The organism is Psychrobacter sp. D2, from assembly GCF_013608135.1.
Taxonomy (GTDB): Bacteria; Pseudomonadota; Gammaproteobacteria; order Pseudomonadales; family Moraxellaceae; genus Psychrobacter; species Psychrobacter cryohalolentis.
On record NZ_JACDXZ010000003.1, the window covers coordinates 64,352 to 78,493 of the forward strand.

Here is a 14,142-nt window from a genome sequence, read left to right on the forward strand (position 1 = left end):
TATTTCACATACTACATAATAACGATGATTGAAATAACTACCATAAGGGATACGATGTGTCAGAGATAAAACACATTTTACAACAGATTACTGCCTTAAGTGATGTACCAGATCCCGCGGTACTTAAGCGCTTAATCGATGAGCTACGAGTAAGTGATAAAGAGCCTACTTTAGCCAATCAGAATATTCAAAATCTTATTGAAGTTTTACGTCAGCATCCAGAATATGGCGATGGGCTGTCGAGTTTCGTCCTAAAACTTATTATCGAATACCGCCAGATCGCTCTTTATACCGATACTGGCATTATGTCAGATCAGGGTTTCTTTTACAGTTTGCGCCGTTTGATTGGTCATCGTTTTTTGCCACTACTGCCACAAGAAGATTCTGTCGTAGAATTGGTCGGTTATTTATTTGATAAACGCTCTGATGAGCGCTGGCTTGCCCATATCGAAAAAGAAAAATGGGATGAGCTGGTCGGGCTACTCAAAGTCCATGAGCAGCATCTAAACTTAGTTGCGACGGCAAAAAACAGTATTTTGAACGCGATTATCATTTTATCGTATCGTATCAGCGGTATTGGCTTGCATCCAGATTTGATGGAATCTTACCCGCAAATGCTGAATTATTCAGCGTCGTTTGTGGCACAAAATCAAGAAGCAGTCTTGTACGTCAATCAGTACCGAGAAGCACATGAGCTCGACACCTTAACTGATATCATTCCCGAAAAAGCTGTGGATCCAGCGCCTCTATTGGTCATGATTGAGCAATGCGAAGACATCGTTGCCACCATACGCAAGCGCATTTACAAAACCGGTATCTCTATTCGCCTAACCAACATGATGCTACGCTTAGATCAAAGCTTACAGCGCATGCGTATATTGACTGAGCTGGTAGCAAACAACTACGATAAGCGCGATCGGGCAATAATTGAGTTGATTCAAGCGCTGATTACGACTGCCAGTCATCGTTATAGTATTGGCTATTTGATTGACAATAATACTAAGCTGCTATCGCGAAAAGTCACTGAAAACGCCAGCCGCGTTGGCGAACACTATATTAGTACTGATAAATCCGGTTATCAGAAGATGTTTAAAAAAGCCTCTATCGGTGGCTTTATCATTGCTTTTATGGCGACGACTAAGATATTGGCATATCACTTAGCTCTCGCACCAATGGGTCGCGCCTTTGTCAATAGTATGATTTATGGTTTGGGCTTTGTTTTCATCCACATCGTCCATGGTACAGTCGCTACCAAACAGCCTGCCATGACAGCGGCAGCTATCGCCTCAACCATATCAGACAGCTCGGGTAAAAAGTCCCATCAGTTAAATAAGCTGTCTGAATTGGTGGTCGATATTTTACGCACCCAGTTCATTGCCATCATGGGTAATATTATGATGGCTATACCAGTCGCCTTGATCATCTCTTTTGCTTGGTTGCAATATACTGGCGCGCCGATGATTGATACCGATAAGGCGGCTCACCTACTTCATGATCTCGACCCTTTTCGCTCACTAGCTTTGCCACATGCTGCCATTGCTGGGGTATATTTATTCTTATCGGGTCTGATTGCTGGCTATTATGATAATTTGGCGGTCTACAACCAGATAGGCGCCCGTATTCAGCGTCATAAGCTATTACAGTATTTATTGCCCAAAGCATGGCTACAACGTTTAGGCGGCTTTATAGAAGCCAATCTTGGTGCCATCATGGGCAACTTTATCTTTGGGGTTTTCCTAGGAAGTACTGCAACGATTGGTTTCTTATTTGGCTTACCAATTGATATTCGCCATATTGCCTTTGCTTCAGCGAACTTGGCTCATGGCTTATTTAATATGTCGTCCAATCAGCTAGAGTGGCAAGTGGTGCTGCTTTCTGTCTTTGGCGTCTTACTTATCGGTATGGTCAACTTGATCGTCAGTTTCTCACTGGCACTTCTTGTCGCTTTACGCTCAAAAGAGGTGAAATTCGTTGATTGGAGTCGCTTAACTAAGCAACTCTTCAGCCACTTAATGACGCATCCTTCTGACTTTTTCTGGCCACGCGACAAACCGATGAAGTATGCCCGTATTGATAGCCAAGGTCAGATGATTTTCGATGATACCGCATCACAAAATAGCAATCAGCCACTTCCCAAAAACTATGTGGTAAGGCGCTTATCTGATGTCAAAGTGCTCCCAAAAGCCTTGCAGAAGAAAATAGAAGGACAGCAGGCGGTCACTGATATACATTATACTAATCCATCAGCAGAGCATCAGCTGAGTCCTGAACTAAACAACCGCGAAGCTCATATTACCGTCAATAAACCAGCCATAAATAAAACCATTGAGCTTGATGATGGTCTGACAGAGGAAGCACTTAGCAGCGTCCCTTATAGTCAGGATATTCAATATGGTAAAACGCATGCTGCGTTTGATGAGAATAATCAGACGGTATCTGATGCGATTAGTCAAGACAGCACTGCTGATAACAAAGTTGCAGGCGACGCCAAAACGCCACTACCTAAACCAAAAAAGCCACCAAATCTACCCAGTTAATGGGTTAATTTGATGGCTTGATTGGTTTTTGGAATCACTAAAAAATTAAGAAGATATCTGCAAGCACTGCGCACTTGACGTGATGGTCTTGCCATCACTTAAGCGATAGGCTAGCAAATGATTACCCCAAACACAGCCACCATCTAGTGCACGAGCATAAGGCAGATCAACTTCACCTTTGAGCGCGGCCCAATGCCCAAATAACACCTTACGAGTGCGCGGCACTTGCCATTCAAACCAAGGCAAAAAATCCTCTGGCATGCGCTCATCTAGCCCTGAGGTAAAGCTAAATTCAAGCAGCCCATCCTGCTGACATAAGCGCATGCGAGTAAAATAATTGGCAATCGCTCGCATTTTCGTAAATCCATGAATGTCTGCATGCCAATTATCTGCCGTCTTGCTATAGAGATTTGGCAACAATCTATCAAGCTGTTTTAAATGACTGCGCAACTGCGACTCTAACTGATGTGCATACTTTTCGGCGTCTTCAATACTCCAGTGCGGCGGAATACCGGCATGCACCAGCACCGTATGCTTATCAGGATAAACCAATAATGGCTGATGACGTAGCCACTCTAGCAACTCATCACAATCATCGGCTGCAAAAATCGGTGCTGTCTTATCTTTTTTCTTAATTTTCGTCGCCCCACGCCATACGGCTAGCAAATTGATATCATGATTGCCAAGTACGGTCGCGGCTGCCCCTTGCTCACACAAATCTTTGACATGACGCAAGGTATTTAAAGAGTCCTCGCCGCGTGCCACTAAGTCGCCGGCAAACCATAATTTATCTTGCTCAGGATCAAAATCCAACGTTTCAAGTAGCTGAAGATACGCAGCATAGCAGCCTTGCAAATCACCGATGACATACTGATGACGATAACTCATAAGCTCTCAATCTTTCTTGTGGATATTGTAGATACTACTTAGCGATCAATGATATCTGCGGTATGAATAGCACTGATAAATCAGCCTTCTACTTTACGCGCTTGATTGCTCAAATTGACAAAATCTTTCACGCTTAAGGTTTCAGGACGGGCTTGTGGATCAATGGCGCAAGCTGCAAAATCGTCTTCGCTCAACGTTGGCAATAACGTTGATTTTTTGAATATAGCGCGCAACGTTTTACGGCGATGATTAAAGGTTTCGCGCACTACCAATGCAAAATATTCTTCATCTTCTGCCACGACTGGCTTAATAATGTGCGGCGTCAGACGAAATACGGCACTGGTCACTTTTGGCGGCGGATTAAAAGCACCACGTGGTACGGTGAGCAAATAATCCGTATGGCAGTGATACTGCATAATGACCGATAGGCGACCATAGGTTTTGCTACCGACGTCAGCGGTGATACGTTCAACCACTTCTTTTTGCAGCATAAAGTGCATGTCTTCAATCACATCGGCATAGCTGAGTAAGTGAAAAAGTATGGGCGTTGAGATGTTATACGGTAGATTACCTACCACGCGTAATTTGCCGCGCTCATCGCTATAAAGCTCCCGATAATCCACATGCATGGCATTGTTTTTGATAATCTCAAAATTTGGATGACTATTAGCCCCAATACGGATACGCAAGCTATCTGCTAAATCACGATCTAGCTCGACTACAGTCATCGCATCTACTTCTGCCAATAACGGTTCAGTTAATGCGCCCATCCCTGGCCCAATCTCAATCAAATTGTCATCACGCTCTAAGCGAATGCTCTCAACAATCTCACGGATAACACTACGGTCATGTAAGAAGTTTTGACCAAAGCGTTTACGCGGTTGGTGTTTGGCAGCACGTAGGCTGTTGGTAATAGATTGAGCATCAAATGTAGTTTTTGACATAGAAAATTCTTAATGGGTAAAAGATAAATGGGCTATAGCGCTATGGCAGCAATATGCTGATTATATATCAATGAATTATAACACAGCTCATAAATGCACTGTCTTTTTGAGATATTTTATCGATAAACCACTCATACCTTAGCGCAATCGACACAGTGCCTTATTTTGTTCTGAAATCGTTTATTATAACGACTATTATGGGAATAAGCATGGTTCCCTAGTGAGGACTTGAACCTCCGGCTGTAAGCTGATGATATCAGCGGTTTGATTACTTGAAATATTCGGAGTGTACTTCATGATGTGCTTGCTACGAAAGTGGTAGCAAAAAACAAAGAAGCCAGCTTATAGTAAGCTGACTTTTGGGTAAAACAATTGCCTGATAAACCCTCATTATGAAAATTTATTTATGGCGTATTTAGTTGATGGTAATTAAGCTTCAACAATTACTTCACCATTGATAAAGTCCTCTACTCTTATTATATGACTACTTCATTATTTCGTTTATTTTTAGGTGTTTATTGATGTAGCTCAGAACATCACTAACACTTTGGTCTAAACTTTCACGAGAAGAATTATATTCGTTCCAAATCCAAGTTGGATCAAATTTAACAGTCTGATCAATTGTTGTATATTGAGTGGGCATTTTTTTCGCAGCTTCAGTAAGAACGTCACCTATAAGAGTTAAATTACTTCTGTTTATCTCTATTATTTTATGGATTTTCTCTACTAACTCCTTTGCAAGTAAAGGAGACGAAGCTAGATTAGACAGCTCTTCTGTGGCATCGTTATACTTTTTAGTATAATTTATATCCACTTGCTCATATTCATGCCATTTTGCTAATTTCAAGGTAGGCTCTACTGGATTGCGATCACTTATGCGAGGTACTTCCTCCACGTCCTCACCAACAGATATATGCCTGAAATTTTTTAAAAAGTTCTCTTTACTCATAATTGTTCCATAAGCAGCAGATTCTAGTTTCTGACTAAACTCCTCTGATAGTTGAACTTGATCTTTAAAAAAGCAGTCGATGTAATTCAAGTGCATTTTACAAGCGTTTATATTGAATACTTCTTGAATACCTGTTTCTTCATCAAATTGTTTTTGATTCTTATAATTAAATGCCTCTAGGATTTTCTTAAATTCCTCTATCTGCAACTTGAATATCTCAGTTTTTATTGGAGAGAATAGTGTTTTACGAGCTTGTAGATAAGACAATATCCCAATTGTACTTACAACTAAAAAGAAGCCAATATTAAAAATATTTTTCCATTCTTCTAATCCCAGATTTCTCATACCTCTCCTTAGTCAATATAAATTATCAATAAGATATAACTGCACAATAAGTAGTGAGTATTAGTTAGCTAACATTAAGTAGAGCCTATTTGGCAATTTATAAATAGGTATTGCTCAAACTAAAATTACCCAATACTGCGTGACAAATGTCGCTAAGGCATCGACTTATGCAAGAGGTCTATTTATAAGCGATTTATCCGCCATCTCATTTGCCATGAGGAGTGCCTGATATAGACTTGTGGCACTGGCACCGCCGCGTCCTGCTAAATCAAGCGCAGTACCGTGATCGACAGAAGTGCGAATATAGGGCAGCCCCAAGGTCAAATTGACCGTATCACCAAAGCCGTGCGACTTAAGTACAGGCAACCCTTGGTCGTGATACATGGCAATCACTGCATCGCAGTTGGCTAAATGTCTCGGCGTGAATAAAGTATCCGCCGGCATCGCCTCTGATATATCTATCCCAATATTGATAAATTCTTGTAGTACTGGATTGATAATCTCAATCTCTTCAACGCCCAAATGCCCGCCCTCGCCCGCATGTGGATTTAGACCGCAAACTAAGATACGCGGCTGCGTCAAGCCAAATTTCTCACACATATCATCGATAACAATTTGCACTGTTTGGCGTACGTTATCGGCAGTGATGGCTGCAGGGATATCTTTTAACGCCAAGTGCGTTGTAACAAGTGCCACTTTCATGGCTTCATTAGCAAGCATCATGACGACTTTATCACAGCCACTTTGCTGCATAAAAAATTCCGTATGCCCACTAAACATCGTGCCATCTAACAGTTTAATATCAGCCTCTATCAATGCAGATTTTTGTAGTGGTCCGGTGACGATAGCGGCGACTGTTTTGTTGGCTGCCAGTTTATGCGCTATTTCCAACTGCGTAACCACCATTGCGGAGTTATTGATATCAATTTTCCCACAAGCGACGGGCGCAGCACAGGGAATATTTAATAAGATAAAAGCATTATCATTATTAATAGCGCCACTGTTAATACTCTGCTGTGACATTTGATTTAAAAAATCATCGTCTTCTATAATTGCCTCATTTGTATTAATCGTTTTCCAAGGTGGGCAGCTTTTTAGTATGCCCGCAGCAATGAGCTCATCGGCACGTTTTTGCATTGCCGTGCTATCTGCTGTGACCCAAACTGGACGATCAAAATCCTGTAACTTACCCTCAGCCGCTAGCAGCAGTACGATATCCATACCAATACCCGCAGGTTCACCAGTCGTGATTAATAATGGCAATTTTTCTTGCATAGCACTAACATCCTATTATTATATTAAGAAGCTGATTCTATTGTATTTTTTATGATAAATGAGCGTATTTGAAGCTGTGTTATATGCCATGAACTTCATTTCATAGAAGCAGGCATTTTTATAGATAATTACTTATCTGGGCTGAAAAAATCACATAATGTGTTAAACTTTCGCTTTTGATTGTAGCATTTACTGGCACGCGTGAGATGACGTTTTGGTACTTCTCTCATCGAAATGCATTGCGCTTGCTTTGCTGTATCATGACTAAAATAAATACTTACAACAATACCCATCTATACCGACTTTTGAAATATTAGGCACTCATGGCAGATACTGAAAAAACCGACGACTTACTCAATCAAACACCACCGCACAATATCGATATTGAAAAGGCGCTGCTGGCGTCTTTGATGAGTATCGAAGAGGCATACGATAAGATTGCAGATATCGTTACCAAAGACGATTTTTATGCTGGGCGACATCAGTATATTTTTGATGCTATTGCGCATTTAGCTGCAGTCAATGAGCCTTATGACACGGTTATGGTACATGATTGGTTAGAGGCACAAAAGCTGCTAAAAAGCGCAGGCGGCGACAGCTATTTGGCGGATATCTTGAGCCAAAGTCCAGCAACTTTGTTTAACCTGACGGCTTACGCCCAGCGTGTACGCGAGCTATCTACACTACGTCAGCTGATTACTACCGGCAATGATATGTTGACCCTAGCCTATAATCCCAAAGACCAAACCGTCAGCGATATTTTGGATAACGTAGAAGCGAAGATATTTAGCATCAATGAGCAGCATAATAAACGTGCAGAGCAGCGTGGACCTGTCGGTATTACTGCCGTATTGACCAATGTTATTGATAAAATCCAAGAGCTCAAATCAAATCCAGATGGCATGATTGGACTACAAACCCCATTTGTTGAGCTCAATAATAAAACCCAAGGCTTGCAAGCAGGCGATTTAGTCATTGTGGCTGCGCGTCCATCAATGGGTAAAACCACCTTTGCGATGAACTTAGCAGAAGGGATTTTATTTAATGAAGATTTGCCTGTAGTGGTATTTTCGATGGAGATGCCCGCAGAATCTATCGTGATGCGTTTGCTATCATCTTGGGGCGCAATCAACCAAACACATCTGCGGTCAGGTCAAATGAATGAAGATGAATGGGCAAAAATGATGAACGCCATTCAGCATTTGCAGTCAAAGCATCTATATATTGATGACAGTACCGCCCTGCCACCGTCTGAGCTGCGTTCACGCTGCCGCCGTATTGCCAAAAATCATGATGGCAAGCTTGGCGCTATCATTGTCGATTATCTACAATTAATGAAAGTACCCGGTCTAGATGGCAACCGTGTTGGGGAAATCTCTGAGATTTCTCGAAGTTTAAAAGCACTAGCACGTGAGCTTGAATGTCCAGTTATCGCCTTGTCGCAGCTTAACCGTAGTCTAGAAAATCGTCCTAACAAACGTCCTATTATGTCGGATCTGCGTGAATCTGGTGCGATTGAGCAGGATGCCGATTTGATTATGTTCATCTATCGTGATGAGGTTTATAATGAAAACTCAGATCACAAAGGTGTGGCTGAAATCATTATTGGTAAGCAGCGTAACGGCCCTATCGGCACCATACGTTTGGGTTTTGAAGGACAATTTACCCGCTTTATCAATTTGACGCCAGAATACTATCAAAATGTCAGTTTTGAGAACGACGAATAATAAAACTGACAAATAATTACGCATCAAAATTGCTCGTAAAAATGGCCAGTGACTCATCAACTCAATTGATGAATTACTGGCTTTATAAATTTATCCCTTCATCACTTTGCTAAAAAAGAAGACGATTATGCGTACAATCACTATCAAGCCTGCCGCCATTACTCATAATCTTAATCAAGTAAAAGCGTTAGCACCAAAATCTAACGTCCTTGCGATGGTAAAAGCCAATGCCTATGGACATGGCGTCGCCGCCGTCCTACCAGCGTTACAGCAAGCAGATGGTATCGGTGTCGCTACTTTAAGAGAAGCGTTAGAAGCACGGCAATTGGGCTGGGATAAAACCATTGGGCTTATTGAAGGGGCCTTTACTGTTGATGAGTGGCAGCAAGCCATTAACCATGATATCAGTTGCGTGATTCATCATGCACCGCAATTGGACTGGGCATTAGAGCAAATACCACCTGTTGATAGCGCCACTAGAGTGGTTTGGATAAAGTACAACACGGGTATGAATCGTTTAGGTTTTAATACCCAAACGCTTATTTCAGCCGCAAAATCTCTGCATGATGCTGGCTATCAGCTGATTTTGACCACCCATTTTGCCAATGCTGACAATCAAGATCACCCATTGAATGCCATACAAATCCAGCGTTTTAATGACATGCTAATTACTTTACGACAAACAGTCAGTACTAATATTAAAGGATCGTTGTGCAACTCTGCTGGTATCGTTAATTTCCCAGAGCATCATCATGATTGGGTACGTCCGGGCATTATGCTGTATGGCAGTGCGCCTGTTATCGACCAAAGCGCGTATACGCTAAATTTGCAGCCAGCCATGGAATTTAGCGCACAAATTATTGCCTTGCAGACCGTACAAGCTGGCGACGCCATCGGTTATGGCAGCCGCTGGATAGCCCAGCAAGACGTTAAAACGGCTCTCGTTAGTATTGGTTATGGTGATGGATATCCCCGCGTTGTCAATGGGGATGCTTATGTTTCAGTCATTGACGCTGTAAATCAGCAACGCTACTCATGTGCAGTGATTGGGCGCGTCGCAATGGATATGATTGTCATCGATGTGAGCGCTGTACCAGAGAGTAACGCTTTAAATAGCAAGGTCATACTATGGGGTGATGCGCCGCATGTTGATGAAGTTGCCACCCATGCCAATACGATTGGCTATGAGCTACTATGTCGTCTAAGCGTACGCCCAAATCGTATACAGATGTAATCGCCATGTCAGATAATGTCTCATCGAATGCAGGTTTGCATGACTGATAAATCATGGCAAATTGGACATTTACATTGAGAGTAATTGCGCTATACTAAAAGTTTGTTGTCATTCCAGTATACGCATTGACGCGATATAATTGCCGGCTGATAACGTATCATTTTCATTGACTTTGTTCGACTGCTAGGATTGCTATGAGTTTGCGCCATTTTTTGACCTTATCTGATTTAACCAAACAAGAACTAGAAAATCTCATCAAACGCGCCAGCGAATTGCGTCATATGCAACATGCAGGCGAGATATACCAGCCCTTTGTTGGTCGTACGCTCGGTATGATATTTGAGAAGTCATCCACCCGTACACGCATCTCATTCGAAACCGGCATGGGACAGTTTGGTGGTAGCGCTATCTTCTTATCGCCAAATGATACCCAACTTGGACGCGGTGAGCCAATTGAGGATTCCGCGCGCGTTATCTCTAGCATGGTCGATATCATTATGATTCGTACCTTTGGTCACGAAAAAGTCGAAACCTTTGCAAAATACTCAAGCGTACCAATCATTAATGCCTTAACGGATGAATTTCATCCCTGCCAGTTGTTGGCTGATATGCAAACTTACTACGAGCATCGCGGTAGTATCGAAAATAAAATCGTCACTTGGGTCGGTGATGGCAACAATATGTGTGCATCCTACATGCAAGCTGCCAATCAGTTTGGCTTTGAGCTACGAGTAGCCGCGCCTTATGGCTTTGAGCCTGACCCTGAGCTGATGAAACGCTTCTCACATTGCGTGAGTATCGTTGAAAACGTACAAGAAGCGGCAAAAGACTCTCACTTAATTGTCACTGATGTGTGGGCAAGCATGGGACAAGAGTCTGAACAAAACACGCGTGCGCGTCGTTTTTCCTCTTATCAAGTGACACCATCACTGCTAGATAAAGCCGATTCTGAAGTGGTCTTTATGCACTGTTTGCCAGCGCATCGTGGTGAGGAGATCTCTCATGATATGTTAGATGACCCACGCTCAGTGGTATGGGATGAAGCTGAAAACCGCTTACATGCGCAAAAAGCCTTGATGGAGTTTTTGCTAAAAGACAAAATCAAAATATAGGTACCATTTTTCAAAAGCTATTTATACAGTCATAAATATCAAAAAGGCAGAGCACATAACTTGTGCTCTGCCTTTTTTAATATGTGATAACCAAGTTAGTGTCTAATAGACAAGCGCTTATTGATTATCGAGTCAGCACTTCAACCCCATTACTGCTGGCTTTTAACAACACATCGGCTTGATTGGCAGCAAAGATACCATTACAGACCACACCGACGATATTATTAAGCTGCTGTTCAAGTGCTATTGGATTACTGACATCTAAATCATAAGTATCCAAAATCACATTGCCATAATCGGTGACAAAGTCTTCACGATAAACAGGCTCACCGCCCATTTTGGCCAACTCGCGCGCCACATATGAACGGGCTTGTGGCAACACCTCTATCGGCACCGGGAACTCACGTCCTAGTATCTCAACACATTTACTAGCGTCAACCATACAAACAAATTTGTTCGATGCAGCAGCAACGATTTTTTCACGCGTGAGCGCACCGCCGCCACCTTTAATCAGTTGCAAATGCGCGTTTACTTCATCAGCACCATCAATATATACATCGAGCTGACCGGCAAAATTTAAGTCAATAATCTCGATACCAAGTGCGCGCAATCTATCTTCTGTCACCTGCGAGCTTGCAACTGCGCCAGCCAGCTTTACTGTTGGTAATAACTCAATCAGACAGTTCACTGTACTTCCTGTCCCTACGCCAAGTATCATATCATCTTCGATATAGCGTAGGGCGGCGCGGGCGGCGGCTTGCTTTTGTGCTTGCTGATCACTCATCATAAGTCCTTGGCAAAATAAACGTATCGCTTTAAAAAAAGTAAAGGGTAAAAGAGGTAAAATGCGCCGCTATTATAACCGATGACTTTGATAGATGTCAGCGTAATAGCACCTCTAATAATAAGATATGACGTTAATTTTTACGACTAAGACAAATAGGGCAACCAAAATACTAAAGCTAATAAGGTGACTAATAACACTGGCGGGGTAATAATCAAACCAATTTTCATATACTGCCCCCAGCTGATTTTATAATCTTTTTCTGCCAATACATGCAGCCATAGTAAAGTCGCAAGACTGCCCATAGGCGTAAATTTGGGTCCTAAATCATTGCCAATAACATTGGCATAAATCATCAACTCACGAGTGGCGGTCGGTACTTGGGCGCTATCAATCGCCAGCGCGCCTATCAAGGTAGAGGGCATGTTATTCATAATGGATGCCACAATAGCAGAGAGAAACCCAGTACCCAAGGTTGCGATTAGGGCGCCTTGTTGCCCTAACCAATTCAAGATTTGAGCACCGTAGGCAGTCAACCCTGCATTGCCCAAACCGTAAACAACCAAGTACATGCCGATAGAAAATAAAACAATCTGCCAAGGTGCTTTACGGACAATTTCAGGCACGGACATCACCGCCCCACGACCGCCTTGCCAAAATCGCCCTGCAATCGCCATGAGCAGTAATGCAGCTGCGCCAGTAACGAGCGAGATAGGAATACCAAGCGACTCTGTCGCAAAATAAGCGACAAGCAACAAAGCCAGTAGCGGAAAGGCAGCTTTAAAAACCAAGGTGTCTTCGATCGCTGACTCAGGTGCACTAAGGTCCGCCATCGAGTAGTGTGTTGGAATGTGGCGTGCATAAAATATCCATAGCACCACTAGCGTCGCTAGTACAGAGACAATATTGACCGGTACCATAACTGCAGCATAACGTCCAAAACCAATATCAAAGTAGTTAGCACTAACGATATTAACGAGGTTAGATGTGACCAATGGCAAACTTGCAGTATCAGCAATAAAACCAGTCGCTATGATAAATGCCAATGCAGATGGCGGCGAAAAATTTAACCGTAATAAAATCGCAATCACAATCGGGGTCAGTAATAATGCCGCCCCATCATTGGCAAAAAACGCAGAAATAAAAGCACCTAGCATCACAATCATAGGGAACAATAGACGCCCTTGTCCATTACCCAATCTCGCTACATGCAGTGCTGCCCAAGCAAAAAACCCAGCCTTATCTAAGATAAGAGAGATGATAATCAGGGCGACAAAGGTAAAAGTAGCATCCCACACTATGTCCCACACGACATCGACATCAGATAATTGCACCACACCAAAAGCTAGGGCGACCAACGCCCCGCCCATCGCACTCCAACCAATGCCCAAACCTTTAGGTTGCCATATTACTAGCCCTAAAGTAACGATAAAAATAATCAATGCGAGCATGAACAACCTTACTTAAACAGACTTACTTAAGAAAACTTAGTGACACTTATTCAAGCACGCGCTTCATGAAGCCTACTTGATTTAGCCTATTTTATTGAATAAGTATCGAATCGATATTAGGTCAATTTAGAATTAAAAATTAAATCGATTTTTGATTAACGCGTTTTGATACTTCCTCAGCACTTTCTACCCGTTCAGAATAGCGATCAGTCAGATAGGCTGAGCGTCCACGAGTAAGCCAGGTAAACTTTACCAGCTCCTCACAAACATCAACAAGGCGCAGATATAAAGGCGACTTATCCATGCGATTATCATCGTTAAATTCCAAAAAGGCTTTTGGAATAGACGACTGATTTGGGATAGTAATCATGCGCATCCAGCGCCCAAGAATACGCAGCTGATTGACCGTATTAAAGCTTTGACTACCTCCGCTGACTTGCATTATCGCTAAAGTCTTGCCTTGGGTTGGTCGGACGCCGCCCAATGACAGCGGGATCCAATCGATTTGCGCTTTCATGATACTGGTCATACTTCCGTGACGTTCGGGACTGACCCACAGCATACCCTCTGACCACTGCGCAAGCTCACGCAGCTCTTGCACTTTAGGATGGTCTATATCGGCATCATCCGGCAATGGCAAACCAGATGGGTCAAACATCTTTACCTCACAGCCGTACCAGCGCAATAGACGACTCGCCTCCTCGGCTGCTAATTTAGAGAATGAACGCGTACGCAATGAGCCGTATAACACCAGTATTTTTGGCGCATGGCGTGAGTCATTTGCGCCTATTAAAGACTCAATATCGATAGGATGAATAAGACTTGAATCAATATTAGGCAAATCATCCATATTTACCTTGTCAAGACCCCTTTCATCCAAATCAATAGTCTCCGAA

Annotated in this window: 11 protein-coding genes; 4 read left to right on the forward strand and 7 right to left on the reverse strand. The window is 42.7% G+C overall.

Annotation, left to right across the window (positions count from 1 at the left end; genetic code table 11):
- The first annotated feature begins 56 nt into the window (after positions 1 to 56).
- Complete coding sequence (locus H0262_RS04950; protein WP_181209915.1) at positions 57 to 2,537, forward strand: site-specific recombinase; 2,481 nt, start codon at positions 57 to 59, stop codon at positions 2,535 to 2,537.
- Between the two features lie 45 nt (positions 2,538 to 2,582).
- On the opposite strand, the gene H0262_RS04955 is transcribed toward H0262_RS04950, so the two are convergent.
- The 4 genes from H0262_RS04955 to pdxA form a co-directional block, all read right to left on the reverse strand.
- Positions 2,583 to 3,425 carry a symmetrical bis(5'-nucleosyl)-tetraphosphatase gene (locus tag H0262_RS04955; protein WP_181209916.1) on the reverse strand — a complete coding sequence of 281 codons (843 nt, stop codon included), beginning with the start codon at positions 3,423 to 3,425 and terminating at the stop codon, positions 2,583 to 2,585.
- An 80-nt stretch (positions 3,426 to 3,505) separates the two neighbouring features.
- Positions 3,506 to 4,369, reverse strand: a complete 864-nt coding sequence (gene rsmA / locus H0262_RS04960; protein WP_011513787.1) for a 16S rRNA (adenine(1518)-N(6)/adenine(1519)-N(6))-dimethyltransferase RsmA — start codon at positions 4,367 to 4,369, stop codon at positions 3,506 to 3,508.
- Positions 4,370 to 4,853: 484 nt separating this feature from the next.
- A complete protein-coding gene (locus H0262_RS04965; RefSeq protein ID WP_181209917.1) occupies positions 4,854 to 5,663 on the reverse strand; it encodes a hypothetical protein in 810 nt (269 codons plus the stop codon).
- Positions 5,664 to 5,828: 165 nt separating this feature from the next.
- Entirely contained in the window at positions 5,829 to 6,938 is a 1,110-nt protein-coding gene (gene pdxA / locus H0262_RS04970) for a 4-hydroxythreonine-4-phosphate dehydrogenase PdxA (RefSeq protein WP_181209918.1), read from the reverse strand.
- Between the two features lie 323 nt (positions 6,939 to 7,261).
- On the opposite strand from pdxA, the gene dnaB reads away from it, so the two are divergent.
- From dnaB to argF, 3 genes are all read left to right on the forward strand, one after another.
- Positions 7,262 to 8,665 carry a replicative DNA helicase gene (dnaB, locus tag H0262_RS04975; protein WP_011513790.1) on the forward strand — a complete coding sequence of 468 codons (1,404 nt, stop codon included), beginning with the start codon at positions 7,262 to 7,264 and terminating at the stop codon, positions 8,663 to 8,665.
- Between the two features lie 127 nt (positions 8,666 to 8,792).
- Positions 8,793 to 9,899, forward strand: coding sequence for an alanine racemase (gene alr / locus H0262_RS04980; RefSeq protein WP_181209919.1), 1,107 nt, complete (start codon positions 8,793 to 8,795; stop codon positions 9,897 to 9,899).
- A 194-nt stretch (positions 9,900 to 10,093) separates the two neighbouring features.
- Positions 10,094 to 11,011, forward strand: a complete 918-nt coding sequence (gene argF, locus H0262_RS04985) for an ornithine carbamoyltransferase (RefSeq protein WP_011513792.1) — start codon at positions 10,094 to 10,096, stop codon at positions 11,009 to 11,011.
- A 124-nt stretch (positions 11,012 to 11,135) separates the two neighbouring features.
- Here the strand turns inward: argF and rpiA are convergent, their stop codons facing one another.
- From rpiA to arsH, 3 genes are all read right to left on the reverse strand, one after another.
- The gene (rpiA, locus tag H0262_RS04990; RefSeq protein WP_181209920.1) at positions 11,136 to 11,795 is read right to left on the reverse strand and encodes a ribose-5-phosphate isomerase RpiA; all 660 of its coding nucleotides are present in this window, start codon (positions 11,793 to 11,795) and stop codon (positions 11,136 to 11,138) included.
- A 146-nt stretch (positions 11,796 to 11,941) separates the two neighbouring features.
- Positions 11,942 to 13,246, reverse strand: a complete 1,305-nt coding sequence (locus tag H0262_RS04995; RefSeq protein ID WP_181209921.1) for an arsenic transporter — start codon at positions 13,244 to 13,246, stop codon at positions 11,942 to 11,944.
- A gap of 139 nt (positions 13,247 to 13,385) precedes the next feature.
- A complete protein-coding gene (gene arsH, locus H0262_RS05000; RefSeq protein ID WP_181210154.1) occupies positions 13,386 to 14,096 on the reverse strand; it encodes an arsenical resistance protein ArsH in 711 nt (236 codons plus the stop codon).
- Positions 14,097 to 14,142: the final 46 nt, after the last annotated feature.

Bases quoted from the DNA above. Each gene is read 5' to 3' on its own strand.
- H0262_RS04965 (WP_181209917.1), bottom strand. From the start codon at position 5,663: ATGAGAAATCTGGGATTAGAAGAATGGAAAAATATTTTTAATATTGGC.
- H0262_RS04955 (WP_181209916.1), bottom strand. From the start codon at position 3,425: ATGAGTTATCGTCATCAGTATGTCATCGGTGATTTGCAAGGCTGCTAT.
- H0262_RS04995 (WP_181209921.1), bottom strand. From the start codon at position 13,246: ATGCTCGCATTGATTATTTTTATCGTTACTTTAGGGCTAGTAATATGG.
- rpiA (WP_181209920.1), bottom strand. From the start codon at position 11,795: ATGAGTGATCAGCAAGCACAAAAGCAAGCCGCCGCCCGCGCCGCCCTA.
- arsH (WP_181210154.1), bottom strand. From the start codon at position 14,096: ATGGATGATTTGCCTAATATTGATTCAAGTCTTATTCATCCTATCGAT.
- alr (WP_181209919.1), top strand. From the start codon at position 8,793: ATGCGTACAATCACTATCAAGCCTGCCGCCATTACTCATAATCTTAAT.
- rsmA (WP_011513787.1), bottom strand. From the start codon at position 4,369: ATGTCAAAAACTACATTTGATGCTCAATCTATTACCAACAGCCTACGT.
- pdxA (WP_181209918.1), bottom strand. From the start codon at position 6,938: ATGCAAGAAAAATTGCCATTATTAATCACGACTGGTGAACCTGCGGGT.
- argF (WP_011513792.1), top strand. From the start codon at position 10,094: ATGAGTTTGCGCCATTTTTTGACCTTATCTGATTTAACCAAACAAGAA.
- dnaB (WP_011513790.1), top strand. From the start codon at position 7,262: ATGGCAGATACTGAAAAAACCGACGACTTACTCAATCAAACACCACCG.